This is a genomic window from Dolichospermum heterosporum TAC447 (genome assembly GCF_024584745.1).
Classification (GTDB): domain Bacteria; phylum Cyanobacteriota; class Cyanobacteriia; order Cyanobacteriales; family Nostocaceae; genus Dolichospermum; species Dolichospermum heterosporum.
In genome coordinates, this window is sequence record NZ_CP099464.1 from 1,887,537 (window position 1) to 1,902,223 (window position 14,687).

At 38.5% G+C, this 14,687-nt stretch carries 12 protein-coding genes; 4 read left to right on the top strand and 8 right to left on the bottom strand.

Annotated elements, in window-relative coordinates:
• Positions 1-770: 770 nt before the first annotated feature.
• The 6 genes from NG743_RS08605 to NG743_RS08630 all read right to left on the bottom strand — a co-directional run bounded on the left by NG743_RS08605 (position 771) and on the right by NG743_RS08630 (position 6,251).
• Positions 771-1,031 carry a ribbon-helix-helix domain-containing protein gene (locus NG743_RS08605; RefSeq protein WP_137908561.1) on the bottom strand — a complete coding sequence of 87 codons (261 nt, stop codon included), beginning with the start codon at positions 1,029-1,031 and terminating at the stop codon, positions 771-773.
• A 144-nt stretch (positions 1,032-1,175) separates the two neighbouring features.
• A complete protein-coding gene (locus NG743_RS08610; RefSeq protein WP_027403986.1) occupies positions 1,176-1,400 on the bottom strand; it encodes a type II toxin-antitoxin system MqsA family antitoxin in 225 nt (74 codons plus the stop codon).
• Complete coding sequence (locus NG743_RS08615; protein WP_027403985.1) at positions 1,400-1,687, bottom strand: DUF4258 domain-containing protein; 288 nt, start codon at positions 1,685-1,687, stop codon at positions 1,400-1,402. Before NG743_RS08615 ends, NG743_RS08610 begins: the two co-directional genes overlap by 1 nt.
• 397 nt (positions 1,688-2,084) lie before the next feature.
• Entirely contained in the window at positions 2,085-4,163 is a 2,079-nt protein-coding gene (locus NG743_RS08620) for an NAD(P)H-quinone oxidoreductase subunit 5 (protein ID WP_257121848.1), read from the bottom strand.
• Positions 4,164-4,574: 411 nt separating this feature from the next.
• Positions 4,575-4,961, bottom strand: a complete 387-nt coding sequence (locus NG743_RS08625; RefSeq protein WP_257121849.1) for a thioredoxin family protein — start codon at positions 4,959-4,961, stop codon at positions 4,575-4,577.
• Between the two features lie 573 nt (positions 4,962-5,534).
• Complete coding sequence (locus NG743_RS08630) at positions 5,535-6,251, bottom strand: NnrU family protein (protein WP_257121850.1); 717 nt, start codon at positions 6,249-6,251, stop codon at positions 5,535-5,537.
• A 167-nt stretch (positions 6,252-6,418) separates the two neighbouring features.
• Here NG743_RS08630 and NG743_RS08635 point away from each other — a divergent pair, with 167 nt between their 5' ends.
• The gene (locus NG743_RS08635; RefSeq protein WP_027403981.1) at positions 6,419-7,435 is read left to right on the top strand and encodes a LysR family transcriptional regulator; all 1,017 of its coding nucleotides are present in this window, start codon (positions 6,419-6,421) and stop codon (positions 7,433-7,435) included.
• Between the two features lie 321 nt (positions 7,436-7,756).
• Here NG743_RS08635 and NG743_RS08640 read toward each other — a convergent pair whose 3' ends face one another.
• Both NG743_RS08640 and thyD read right to left on the bottom strand, forming a co-directional pair.
• Positions 7,757-8,938, bottom strand: a complete 1,182-nt coding sequence (locus NG743_RS08640) for an aldo/keto reductase (protein ID WP_027403980.1) — start codon at positions 8,936-8,938, stop codon at positions 7,757-7,759.
• Positions 8,939-9,100: 162 nt separating this feature from the next.
• Positions 9,101-10,021, bottom strand: a complete 921-nt coding sequence (gene thyD, locus NG743_RS08645; protein ID WP_027403979.1) for a thylakoid membrane protein ThyD — start codon at positions 10,019-10,021, stop codon at positions 9,101-9,103.
• A gap of 213 nt (positions 10,022-10,234) precedes the next feature.
• Between thyD and NG743_RS08650 the strand changes: the two genes are divergently transcribed.
• The 3 genes from NG743_RS08650 to NG743_RS08660 all read left to right on the top strand — a co-directional run bounded on the left by NG743_RS08650 (position 10,235) and on the right by NG743_RS08660 (position 14,112).
• On the top strand, positions 10,235-10,546 hold the full coding sequence (locus NG743_RS08650; protein WP_236630663.1) for a recombinase family protein: 312 nt from the start codon (positions 10,235-10,237) through the stop codon (positions 10,544-10,546).
• Between the two features lie 172 nt (positions 10,547-10,718).
• Positions 10,719-11,831: an RNA-guided endonuclease InsQ/TnpB family protein gene (locus tag NG743_RS08655; RefSeq protein ID WP_236630633.1), complete on the top strand. Its 1,113-nt coding sequence runs from the start codon at positions 10,719-10,721 to the stop codon at positions 11,829-11,831.
• 679 nt (positions 11,832-12,510) lie between these two features.
• Positions 12,511-14,112 carry an IS1634 family transposase gene (locus tag NG743_RS08660; RefSeq protein ID WP_257122132.1) on the top strand — a complete coding sequence of 534 codons (1,602 nt, stop codon included), beginning with the start codon at positions 12,511-12,513 and terminating at the stop codon, positions 14,110-14,112.
• Positions 14,113-14,687 lie beyond the last annotated feature (575 nt).

Sequence of the window (14,687 nt, forward strand, 5' to 3'; positions counted from 1 at the left end):
ATCCTGAAAATGCTTAATTGTCTGAATCAGTATACTCAGGATTAGAGGATTTACAGGATTTTTTATGAATATTTATCTGGGAATATTTCAGGTTTTGAAGATGAGTTTTTTTCTTCATCCTGAAAATGCTTAATTGTCTGAATCAGTATACTCAGGATTAGAGGATTTACAGGATTTTTTATGAATATTTATCTGGGAATATTTCAGGTTTTGAAGATGAGTTTTTTTCTTCATCCTGAAAATGCTTAATTGTCTGAATCAGGATGTCCAGGATTAGAGGATTTACAGGATTTTTTATGAATATTTATCTGGGAATATTTCGGGTTTTGAAGATGAGTTTTTTCTTCATCCTGTATATCCTTAAATCCTGGAAATCCTGATTCAGACAGTAGGGTGTGTTAGCGCAGCGTAGCGCACCAAAATTGATGAAATTTAATCTCATGAATTAGGCTTTTACTCCTATTACTTGTATTGCAGCTTATATTGCATATCAACAGTATCAAATAAATCGACAGCAGTTAAGAAAAAGCTTATCTGAGAAACGATTAGAAATCTATGTAAATGAAGGAGATATAAAATCAGAAGCACAGAGAAACGGCGAAAAATTAAATATTTGTACAAACCAAATTAAGGAAATTAGAAAATGGTTTGAAGTTCAAACACCCAGCGAAATAACATCTCTATTTTATCCATATATTAATTTGTCAACCATTGGTATTGATAAAAATAAAAACTAATTTTTTTAGTCCACGAAGTATGTATTTTTATCCTTATCTCTCTCTAGCTTGACGCAACTTATCCCGCAATTGTGAAATCACAACTTCCCCATTAATACCTTCACCTCTATCTAATTGTTCAATAGCAACATCCACCTTTTCCCGTGTTTCTTCCACCCAATTCTGATAACCCTTATCCCACTCCAAAAGCAACTTTAACGCCTTACTAATTACATCTTCAGGATTTGTATATCTACCTGTGGCAATTTGCGCTTGAATAATTTGCTCTAATTCCGGTTTAATTTGGATATTCATAATTTTACCTTTTTATACTAATTGCTCAAAATCTGGAAGAGAAAAACCTTTCCACTTTAAAAGTGCATAGGAGTATGCTTTTTTCAACATTAAATAATCAACAGCAGGAGGAACATTAATTTGAGTATTCATATATTTTCCAATTTAAGCTGCATATCTAATAATTTCTAATTCTACTCCTTTAGTAATCGCTAATTCTGCTTTGTCTAAAACCTGTTCGGTAACTGTATCACTTAAATAATATTCACCACAGTTATCACAAATTTCTGCGGGAACTTTTTTCAAGACAATAATACATTCATCTCTTTCTAAGGTGACGGTGACTAAACCGGGTTTAGTTTCTCCATGTTTACAAATTACGCATTTCATTATTTTTGTCTCCTAGTTGTAAAACCATCTAACCAAATATTAGCATCAGGAATATAAGCTGTTACCACATATCCTGTATCTGTAACTTCATCATAGGAAAATACAACATGAATCGGTTTACCTTCTACAAAATCTAATATTAAATAACTAGGGTATGGTGTATCATCAGGATTTTCTTCTATTATTTGTCCATAAGCAATTACAGTTTCTACTTCTTTTTTACTAATGCGACGATAAAACATTTGTTGGATAGCATGACGTGAGAAGTTGGTATTTTGACAATACATAAATTAGTCTTGAATCTTAATTATGATAACTTATTTTGTCAGAATCAGGATGCCCAGGATTAGAGGATTAATAGGATTTTTTACGAATACTTATCTAGGAATATTTGAGATTTTCAAAGATTACTTTTTTCTACATCCTGTACATCCTTAAATCCTGGATATCCTGATTCTGACAATAATTTAATTTCATGAATTAATGTGCGTTACTTCGCTTTTCTAACTTTATCTATATTTAATACTATTTTCGCGCTCCTAATGCACCCTACAAACTTTTTCCTTCTTCCCTTCTTCCTTCGCTTCCTTCGTCCCTTCGTGGTTCATTAACTCTGCGTCCTCTGTGCCTCTGTGGTTCGTCAAAAAAAACAATCCAGGGGCGGACAAACCGCCCCCATTAAAATCAGGTAACACCAAAAACGATCACCAAGCCCAAAACAGCCCCAAAAACGATCAGAGCATAGAATTGAACCCGACCGCTTTCTAGGTATTTCAAACCTTCACCACTGACAAGAGTAAAGAAACCCGTGAGATTAACAGCGCCGTCAACAACGCGGAAATCAACTTCCATAACTTGTCTAGCCACACGACGCAAACCGAGAACAAAGACACGATGATAAATGTCATCAAAGTACCACTTGTTCAAAGATAGATCGTATAGCGGTTGAATGTTTTTAGCGATCGCACTAGGATCAATTTTACGAGCCAAATACATCAGCACAGCCAAAGTAATCCCAATCACAGAAACAGCCACAGAACTACCCGCCATAATGTAAAACTCATGGGGGTCAAACTCCGCAGCCTTTTCCATCACTTCAGCTAAAGTTTCGCTAGGAGGAAAGATAAACTGCTCAAAATAATTGGCGTAGGGAGTCCCCACCAAACCAATCAACATTGAAGGAATAGCCAACACCACCAACGGTAAACTCATCGTCCAAGGAGACTCATGAGGCTCATGGCTGTGGGAGTCATGGGAGTGACTTGACAATTCTCCCTTTTTCATTGCCCCAGGACCAAAATTAGGCACTAATTCTGCTGTCCCTGACTTTTCAGCCAAAGCAGCAGCCGCATTTTTGAGTTTTACCTTGATTTTCTCGTCATTACCCCGGAATTTACCTTCAAATGTTGAGAAATACATTCTAAACATATAAAAAGCTGTAATCCCTGCTGTCACCCAACCAATAAACCACAGGAAAGGGTTAGCAGCAAAAGCCGCGCCTAAAATTTCATCTTTTGACCAGAAACCAGCAAAAGGAGGAATCCCCGCAATGGCCAAGCAACCAATCAAAAAGGTGAAACTGGTCACGGGCATATATTTCCGCAGTCCGCCCATTAACCGCATATCTTGCGCCAATACAGGATCATGACCAACAACTGCTTCCATGCCATGAATTACCGAACCAGAACCCAAGAACAGCATCGCTTTAAAATAAGCGTGGGTCATGAGGTGGAATAATCCCGCACTGTAAGCCCCCACACCCATAGCCATCACCATGTAACCAAGTTGGGAAATGGTGGAATAAGCCAAACCCTTCTTGATGTCGTTTTGGGTAATAGCGATAGTTGCCCCCAAAAACGCTGTAAATGCCCCAGTATAAGCAATTACGTTCATTGCGGCTGGGACATTTTCAAATACTGGGTACATCCGGGCAATTAAGAATACACCCGCCGCCACCATTGTCGCCGCATGAATCAGGGCAGAAATAGGTGTAGGACCTTCCATGGCATCTGGTAGCCAGACATGGAGGGGGAATTGGGCAGATTTAGCCACAGGTCCCAGGAAGACGAGAATTGCCAACAGAATGGCGAGGAAATTGCTGATAGAGCCGGTTTCTACTAGGTTGGATAGGCGATCGCCCATAACCATAAAATCAAAGCTGCCTGTCGCCCAGAACAGCCCCAAAATTCCCAATAGTAACCCGAAGTCACCGACGCGGTTGGTGACAAAGGCCTTTTGACAAGCATCTGCTGCGGCTTTGCGATCATACCAAAAGCCCACTAGCAGGTAGGAACACATCCCCACCAGTTCCCAGAAAATATAAACTTGTACTAGGTTAGGACTGACCACCAAACCTAACATTGAAGAGCCAAATAAGCTGAGATAGGCGTAAAATCGCACATAACCAGGGTCATGCGCCATGTAACCATCGGTGTAAATCATCACCAAAACGGCTACTGTTGTTACAATCACCAGCATTAGAGATGTCAGGTGGTCAATAGTGTAGCCCATCGTCAGGTGAAAATTACCTGCTGATGCCCATTCCAAAGTCCAAAGATAAGGCGCATGGCCTTGAATTTGACTCCACAGCAAAGCCAACGACAGTGCCATAGAAGCCCCCATCAGGGAGATAATGACTATAGCATTTAGTTGTCGCAAGCGGTTCGTCACCTGATTTATCGAGATTAGCCCTAGACCGACCAGTGTTGCTCCCAAAAGAGGTAATACCGGAATCAGCCAGGCATACTGATAGATTACTTCCATCACTAACGCCTACTTTTAGAATTCTGTACAAACAAATGAGAAGATAAAAAAATGGAAATTCAATGGGGTGAGGGTTTGTGTTTGGGATAAGAGACGAGAAATTATTTACTAATCTCTACTACTTAATAGCCCAATACCTTCAAGTTAGCTTGAATTTTCCCACTTCAAACTTCAGTTAACTGAAAATTTTCACCAACTGCTCATAATTGTGACACACACCCTTGAGGATAAAATACCCCACCCGATACCCTTTAGGTGGGGTGTTAAGCATGGTTTTAGATTTGGTTAGTTGTCAGTTGTCAGTTGTCAGGAAGAAGGCAATAGGCAATAGGCAATAGGCAATAAATATTCTCCCTGCCCCCTGCCCCCTGCCCCCTGCCCCCTGCCCCCTGCCCCCTGCCCCCTGCTCTCCTACCTCCTAACTCCTGACTCCTGACTTCTGACTTCTGCTGTATCTATTTTTTCTTGACTTGTATATGTGAGTCTAATTGCTTCTAAGGCTAGACGTAAATCGTCTTTACTCCGAAAACCTTCTAGTCTTTGTCTAACTATACCTTTTTCTATCAACAGTAAGGTTGGTAATGATTTCAGTCTATAAGTATTTGATAGCTTGAAATTTTGATCAGCGTTAACTCCCACCAATTTAAGTTCATTACCACACTGAGTCTGAAATTGTGATAACAGTGGGTGAATGATGCGGCAAAGCCCACACCAGGGGGCTTCAAAATTCACCAAAACGGGTACAGGGGATTCTAAAACTTCTTGAGTAAATGTCCGTTCATTAACCGACAACACCATGATGCCTCTTGTGATTATAAGGTTTTTATATCAAAAGTTGATTGTCAGCAGGAGCAAATCGGTATAAATTACCAATTTGAATTTTAAATTTTCTAGCAACAGACAAGGCGGAGGATATCTATTGTTCGTGTCAACGCACCGTAGGTATTGATTAAATTCAGCCGACAACAGGGTTTTACTTCTAAATCGGTGATTCCTGACTCCTGACTCCTGCTATTAAGGATTTTGATGTTTCCTGCTGACAAAAAAGCCACCGTGTATACCGCGCTGGCTGCTCTACATTTCAAATCCTGATTACTACTGCTTGGGAAAAATTTGACAATGGCGACAGTGCGGGTTATTGCAGTCTCTACATTGCTACTTAATGCCTGTTTCCAGTCTGGTGGATGGCTATTGTTTGTTTACGAGTATAAAATCCACTGAAGCCTGGTGGATAAATTCTTTTTCTGATCCCATTGGGAAAAAGTTTAATGATATATGTTTGAGTTTATCGTACATTGTTTTGGTAGCAAGTGATCAGGACAAAGTTTCGTTAAATTTATATGTTTTGTTGATCTTGGGGATCACACTAAACTACCATATTATCCTACTTGTTGCCACTAATAACAAGGGGTGAGACCACCATAATAGACCTGTGAAAATGACAACCCCTAAATAAGCAGGGCGGAGAAATTCCTCCCAGTGCAAGGATTGACGACCATCAATAATCGCTTGAAAGGGGATAATGGAAGTTCGCTGTTTGACAACTTCAAAGGCTTCTCCATAACGTTGACTTAAACGGCGATCGCCATGCCATACTCCAAATATATGATGTAGTATCAACCCAATGGAGGTGACAAGGGTAAAACTAGTACCTAGCCACAGGGTATGGGCTACACACCAAATAACTTGTCCCACCATTTGCGGATGACGGGTAATACGGATAATTCCTGTTTCATAAAGATGAACTTGGGGCTTTTGAATGGCAGCAATTTCTAGTAGATTGAAGGTAGCAGGATATAAAAGTAAAAAAGATATAGCTGATAGTACCCAGACTAATGTTTTTACACCTGTTATATCCTGTAGTTGCCAAAGTTGCTGTCCGTCGTAACGGTGATTAAAAAAGTAAACAATTAATATCACAGCCAAAGGGAGGCTAATTAATGCAAAGATAATGCGATAAAGTCTTGGTCCAATGTATTTTTCTGCCCAAGGACGTAAAGCCGCCCCTCCGCTGTGAGCGATCGCAAAAACTAATTGTAACCCTAGTATGACAAAATGACTGGAGGTAAACCAATGATTGGGCATCATATATACAACTCAATTCAAAATTCAAATCAGCTAGTACCGCAAAGCAAAGTCAAAATTCACGGTTCTTCAAATGTTAACAATGCCATAAATCATGCTTAGTGACCAAACTATTCATTTCGATTTATTTTTAAAGTTACTCATGCACCCCAGTTTGTGGGTTAAGCCTTATGTCTGACCTTCCTTTTACCTTAGATCAGTTACGTATTCTCAAAGCGATCGCCCAAGAAGGGAGTTTCAAACGGGCGGCTGATAGCCTTTACGTCTCCCAACCCGCTGTCAGTTTGCAAGTTCAAAACCTGGAACGACAACTGGATGTCCCTCTATTTGATCGAGGAGGTCGTCGCGCTCAATTAACTGAAGCTGGTCATTTACTCCTCAACTACGGAGACAAAATCCTCAGCTTGTGTCAGGAAACCTGCCGCGCGATTGAAGACCTCCAAAATCTTCAAGGGGGTACATTAATTGTAGGCGCATCTCAAACCACTGGCACTTATCTTCTGCCGAAAATGATCGGTTTATTTCGACAGAAATATCCAGAAGTAGCTGTGCAATTGCACGTCCATTCAACCCGACGCACCGCTTGGAGTGTATCTAATGGTCAGGTTGATCTGGCGATTATTGGCGGAGAAATTCCCACAGAATTAGGGGAATCTTTAAAAACTGTTCCCTATGCTGAAGATGAATTGGCACTCATCTTACCTACCTCCCATCCCTTTGCTAAATTAGAAACCATCCAAAAAGAAGACCTATATAAACTACAATTCATTGCTCTTGACTCCCAATCAACTATCCGCAAAGTCATTGATCAGGTTTTAGCCCGTTGTGATATTGACACCAGACGGTTTAAGTTTGAGATGGAACTAAATTCCATAGAAGCTATTAAAAACGCTGTCCAATCAGGCTTAGGTGCTGCCTTTGTCTCTACATCGGCGATCGCTAAAGAATTACAAATGGGTGTCCTTCACCGCACCCCTATCGAAGGAGTTGTTGTGAAGCGCACACTCTGGCTGATATTTAACCCCAACCGCTATAGATCAAAAGCCGCCGAAGCATTTAGCAAGGAAATATTACCTCAGTTTGCTAACCCTGGCTGGACTGAGGATATGTTAAAATTGTCACAAATGAATTCAGTGGTAAATAGTACATTAGATGTAGTGACACCTAGCTCTTCTGATATCAGTTAAAACCTTTGTTAAGTAGTGAGACAGAATTAATTACACAATGTCATTGCGTTAGCGTTGCGTGGCGTTAGCCATATGGAACGAAGTGAAATCAAGCAATCGCCAGGGTTGTGATTGCTTCCCTTCGCTCGCAATGACTGTAAATATTTTTGTCCAATTACTTACCAGGCAAAAGTTATTATTAAAAACAAAGACCCCCTCCCCGCAAGCGATGCTTTGGGGGGAAACCGGAAAAATTAGTTCCCTCCCCAAAGCATCGGGGAGGGTTAGGGTGGGGTAATTTGAGGAATAATGGTGATTCGATAACTTAAAGTTTTGCAGTTTTCAACTCTGAGACAAACGCTTTATCTCCGCACTTCCTAATATATCCTGGGCTTTAGCTAACATCTGGGGAATTTTTTGAGATTGGGGACTATTAAGAAGACATTCTCTTAAATCTAATTCACCTAACTTATCAGCCCGATTACCAGGAAACCAATGATTAGCCTGTCCTAAGAGATTGTAACGCATTTTCCCATAGTCAATCATGTCATAAGCCAAAGTCAAATTTAACAGCCACAAAATCACCCGCATATTTACTTCTCCTGGCGTTTCTTCCCAAGTTGGTAGATTAGTTTCCCAGGTTTTTACCCAATCTTCTCCTAAAATATTGACTGCTTCCGATTCCAATCTAGAAATAATTGGTGGTAAAATTTCTGCCGCGTTATCTAACAATGCCAAAGTCTTTAAATGCTCATCAAAATCAGTTGGTTTTGCTGCACCTATACTCAAAGTATGCACTTGAGGACGACTCAAACAAAATAAATCATTAAACACCATTGGACTCAAAGGCGCACACAAATCAACTAATTTTTTGGCAGGTTGATATAATAACCCGCCTTTATGAGAAGGGCTAATAATAAATACACCCATATCTAATTTATTTGCAGCTTCAATAGCAGCCCAATTCCATTGATTAATATAGTACCAATGCAAATTTATATAATCAAATTGATTACTATTAATTGCTTGCAAAATTATCTCTATGGGAGCATGAGTAGAAAAACCAATAAATTTAATTTTACCCTCAGACTGTAACTGTCTTGCTACTTCTAAACAACCACCTTCACGAATACTATAATCCCAAATTCCTGCATTATTAATCCCATGTAACCCAAATAAATCAACATAATCTAACTGAAGGTAAGCCAAAGATTTTTCAAACGTTTTGCGAAATTCTTGAGCATCTGCAACAGGAGAAACTTTCGTTTGGACTATTAATTTTTCACGGGGAAACTGAGGCAGGATTTTTCCCAACTGCATTTCTGATGTTCCATAACCCCGTGCAGTTTCAATATGATTAATTCCCAATTCTACAGAACGACGAATTACAGCTTCTAAATTCTCTTGATTATCTGTAGGAATTTCCTCTGGTGTGACATCCTGCCATTTATATTGATAGCGCATTCCCCCGCAGGAGAAAACGGGCATTTGTAATTCTGTCCGACCAAAACGTTTGTATAGCATTTGTGAATTTTTGAACTAAGTAGGTGAACACAATAAAACCAAAGTGTGTAAAGAAAAGTAAAATCGCCCAAAGCTTCTTCACTCTTGCATGATTGCCTCTTGCCTCTTGCCTTCCCATAACGACAATTTTTAATGCCAACCTACTTATCTATCAACTAAGAATTAGGTGAGAATCTGCGTTAGTGCTGATTGCAAATTCGGATATTGATACTCAAAACCCGACTCTAAAGTGCGTTTGGGTAAAACCTTTTGTCCTTCCAAAACTACCTTTGCCCCGTCTCCTAATATAGCTTCTATGGCGAATCCTGGCACAGGCAACCAAGAGGGACGATTCATGACGTTACCCATAGTTGTACTTAGATCATTCATGCGGACTGGTTGAGGGGCAGTGGCATTATACACTCCCTCCATTGTTGGGTTAGTTAAAGCTTGGATAATTAAACCGACGATATCATCTAGATGAATCCAGGAAAACCACTGTTGACCACTGCCAATGGGTCCACCAGCAAAGAGTTTAAAGGGGGTAATCATTTTCCCCAAAGCGCCACCGTTACCCAAAACAATCCCAAAGCGTAAAATTACTAACCGCACATTGGTATCTTTTACCTTGGTAGCTTCCTGTTCCCATTCTTGACAGACTTGAGCGAGAAAGTCGTTACCAGAGGCACTATCTTCATCAAAACTGGCAGTTTCGCTGGTTCCGTAGTAACCAATAGCCGAAGTATTGACTAGGACAATGGGGCGAGGATTAGCTTTAGCTATAGCTTCGACAATTTTTTGTGTTCCTAGTTTGCGGGTGTTGAGAATTTCCCGCTTGCGTTCTGGTGTCCAACGCCCCTCAGCAATGGGTTCTCCTGCCAAATTAACGACTCCGTCGCAACCAGATATAGCATTTTGCCAAGTGCCAGATACACAAGGAGTATAGGCAATAATTTCTAAATTAGGAAATGCTGGGGAAGGAAAAACCTTTTGAGCAAAGGTAGGGTTGCGAGTTAATACCAAAATTCTATGACCTTCCGTGTGTAGTCTTTCTACCAACCGACTACCTACAAATCCTGTTGCACCACTAATTGCTATTTTCATTGATATTTCCTGTTGTTTATGATCTACTGAGGAATGGGAATTAAATCAAGATTCTATTATGCTTCTGAATCTTCAGTCATGCAGGGGTTCGTGCCGTAAAGCAAATATCTAAACATTTCTAGTAAAACCTTTATAAATCTCCTGATGATATGCTAAGATTTAGAACGTCAAGAAGGTAGAGTTTTATCCTACTGTATTGATAAAGGATATACTATTGGTTATTCTTTTGCTGAAGTAGGTTCTGGTATGTCTGATACTAGAGCTAAATTACTCAAAGTATTTAAACTGGCGACAGAAAAGAAGATATCAAAACTTATAATAGAACATCGGGATAGATTGTGTAGATTTAACTTGGAAATATTTAAGTTATTTTTAGAAAGTCATGGTGTCCAAGTTGAATATATAGAGGAAACTCTGCCTAAAACATACGAAGCTGAGTTAGCAGAAGATATGTTATCCCTTATGTCTTCTTTCTCGGCTAGGATTTACAGGAAACGTTCAGCACAAAGAAGGAAGAAGAAATGATTTTAGTTGAAAGACATATCATTAAACAATCTCACCAACATTGGCAAGAGATTGATAAACTATCTTTCCTCTCAAAAAATTTATACAATAGACTTCTCCGGTAAAGATTGTAGAGACGTTCCATGGAACGTCTCTACAAGGGGTTCAAACGACGCACATTTAATTTTCGGAGATGTCTAATGTAGCTAATTACATTTGTCGTCAGCACTTCTTTGCCACTGGTAAGAAATATAGTCTCCCTGACCTTTATCATTTAGTTAAAGATTATGTAGACTACCGTGCTTTACCTACTAAAGTCAGTAAGCAAATTATCAAAGGACTAGTATCTACTTGGACTGGGTATTTTCAGGCTCATAAAGAATGGCAGAAGAATCCTTCTAAGCTCTTAGGAGAACCTAGAATACCTGGTTACAAAGATAAAGCTAAGGGACGTAATGTAGTTATCTACTATCATGAGTCAGTTTACAAAGCTGAATTGAAGAAGGGAATCTGTCACTTATCAATGAGTGATATTAAGATTCCAACTAAGGTAGATAACGTCATAGAAGTACGATTAGTACCACGTCCCACTTGCTATGTTGTTGAAATTGTGTATGAAAAAGAAGAACAAGAACAGTGTACTAGCAATTATGTAGCGGGTATAGACCTTGGTTTAACTAACTTAGTAGCGTTAACTTCAAATCAACCAGGTTTTAAACCTTTGTTGGTTAATGGACGACCACTTAAATCAGTAAACCAGTTCTATCACAAAACCAAAGCTAAGTTACAAGCTCAATTAGGTGATCAACGCAAGACTAGTAAGCGGATTCAATTAATGACTGCTTATAGAAACAACTACGTTGACAATTATCTACACAATACAAGTAGAACGATTGTTAATCTACTTCAGGCTTGTGATATTGGTACGTTAGTTATTGGTAAGAATGATAACTGGAAACAGAATATCAATATAGGTAAAAAGAATAATCAGTCATTTACACAGATTCCCCATGCCAGATTAATTGACCAACTAACTTATAAATGTCAATTAGCAGGAATCAAAGTTATAGTAACTGAAGAATCTTATACCTCAAAGTGCAGCGCTTTAGACTTAGAACCAATACAAAAACACTCTATCTACTTGGGGAAGAGAGTGAAGCGTGGTTTATTCAAATCTGCTCAAGGAATCCTCCTAAATGCAGATTGCAATGGGTCAGCTAATATTGTCAGAAAAGTATTCCCAAATGCTTTTGCAAATGGGATAGGGAGTGTCGCCGTTACACCAATAAAGGTTATGCCTTTATAAAGTGTCATTTTGAACAGATAGAGATTTGTTCATTTTAACACGAACGGTTGATTAATGTAATGTCGTACTCAATCCCATCTGTTGAGGAAAAAATCTCTGTATTTTGCAATAAGCCCTGGCGAATGGAATTCACGGCTACACAAACAAAGTCCGCCTGCGCGGACTAAGGAAAAATCAAGCATTGAAACCCACGCAAGTGGGTTTTGCCTGTGTAGACGCGGTTTCTAACCGCCCGTTTTACTAAACCCCTAAACCCCTACGTTTAGAATCAAACAATCAAGCCGTTTTGAGTATAGGATAATTACCTAAACTTTGATCAGTCATTCTCAATTGCCAAAGGTTCTAAGTAATTGGACAAAAATATTTACAGCCCACATTCCGCACCCTGAACTGTCACATATCAAAAAAGCCTAGCGAGTAGTACATAATAACTAAAAATCATTCGAAGGGTAAGAGGCTTAATGATAGTAAGTAGCATTAAGCTGGGCATGGAGTGAGAAAGTGGAACTTCGTAACGGGACTGAAAGAAAGAGAAAATTCGATATGATTAAAAAATTAATTGTTCACAAAAGCAAGAAATGAGAGAATCACAATAGAACAAGTAGAGGAATCTGTTGTGAAATTAAAACCCCAAGAAATAGAAATTCAAAACATAGATCATCTAGGGATAGTAGCAGGGATGATAGATTCAATCGGAATAGTAGAAATAATAAATGAATTAATAGGAGTTGAAAAAGACGAGAAGGTAAGTGCAGGTCAAGTAGTAAAAGCCATGATAATAAACGGGTTAGGATTTGTATCGAAACCCTTATATATGTTTCCCCAATATTTTGAAACAATCGCCTGTGAACATCTAATAGGAGCAGGAGTAAAACCAGAATATCTCAACGACGATAAACTGGGGAGAGTTATGGATAAACTATTTATCAAAGGATTGGATACACTATTTTTTATCATAGCCTTAAAAGCAGCACAAAAATTTGGAGTATCACTGTCAACGTCGCATTTAGACTCATCATCAATACACGTGCATGGGCAATATAATACAAGTTTACCAGAAGTAATATTTGAGAATCAAAAAGTAGGAAATAACCAAGAATTAGAAGAATTAGCAGTAAAATCACCAAAAGAGATAACCATCACCTACGGTTATTCCCGTGACCATAGACCAGATTTAAAACAATTCATCATAGAAATGAAATGTTCAGGAGATGGAGACATACCAATATTTTTAAAACTAGCATCAGGAAACCAAACAGATTCATCATGCTTTGGTCAAATAGCAGTAGAATATCAAAAACAATTAGAAGTTAATAGTCTCATCGTTGCTGACGCTGCTTTATATACAGAATCAAACCTGAAAATGATGTCAGAATTACGTTGGTTATGTCGAGTACCATTAAGCATAAAAGCAGCAAAATCATTAATATCAACATTACCAGAATCAGAATTTATTGATAGTACAATACCAGGATATAAATTAGCATCAAAAACCGAAAATTATGCAGGGATAGAACAAAGATGGTTAGTAGTGCAAAGTCAAGAAAGAAGAGAATCAGACCTGCGTAAGCTCAGACAAAAAATTACCAAAGCAGAATCAAAAGCTGTGAAAGATTTGAAAAAGTTATCACAAGAGAGATTTGCTTGTGAGGCTGATGCTATCAAGGCATTATCAAAATTATCAAAACAATTCAAATATCATCAAATTAACGAAATTTTGGTTACTCAAATCAAATTTAAGACAAAAGATTCTTCAGAAGAAATATCTTACCAAATATCAGCTACAGTTTCCGAAAATGAAAGTAAAATTAATACAGAATTGCTGAGTGCAGGACGTTTTATTATTGCTACGAATGTTTTAGATTCAAATGAACTTAGCAATGATTCCATGCTGAGTGAATATAAAGCTCAACAGTCTTGTGAGCGGGGGTTCGGTTTTCTTAAAGACCCATTATTTTTTGCAGACAGTATTTTTCTCAAAAGTCCTGAGAGAATAGAGTCTCTGGGAATGATTATGGGTTTATGTCTACTGGTTTATACTTTGGCTCAACGTCAAATTAGAAATGCTCTGAAAGATTCTAAATCAACAATTAAAAATCAATTAGGTAAAGCAACTGACCGTCCTGCTTTACGCTGGATTTTTCAATGCTTTCAGTGTATTCATTTAGTTGAATTTGAATATAACAACGAACAACACGTCTCTAATTGGACTCAAGATAGGGATTTTATTCTGAATCTTTTACCAGATGATTGTTTTCATTACTATCAATTAGCCACTTAATTCTTCTCTCCATTAATTTAATTAATATCAGATTTAGGAGCTAATCTGTTTGATTTATTGCTCTATTTTACTATGTCTATAATTTCGTTTTTTACTTCAATTTATTAGTCTAACTTATAATCTGTATCTTGAATATCTTCATTTATTTATCTTTTTCTCCCTCTGGGTGGTGTTCATTCTTGTTGCTCCTTATTGACAATGGGTTTTGATGCCATTTTTGGTGTTTTTCTTTTTTGCCAATGTATTTTCTCGATAATATGTTATTTTTTATTCTCAATTTTATTTCTTGCCTATGTAATTCCACTCCTGTGACAGTTGGGGTGCGGAATGTGGGTTACAGTCATTGCGAGCGAAGGGAAGCAATCACAACCCTTGCGAACTGCTTGCAGCAGCGCTAGTTCCCTCCGGGACGCTCCGCGAACGCTATTGCTTCATTTCACTTCGTTTCACATGGCTAAAGCCACGCTACGCTAACGCAATGACATTGTGTAATTAATTCTATCTCACTACTTACACTGTGTTGGTGTTGACCGGGAATTTTAGATTTTAGATTAAAAGAATTTGGTACAAGACCC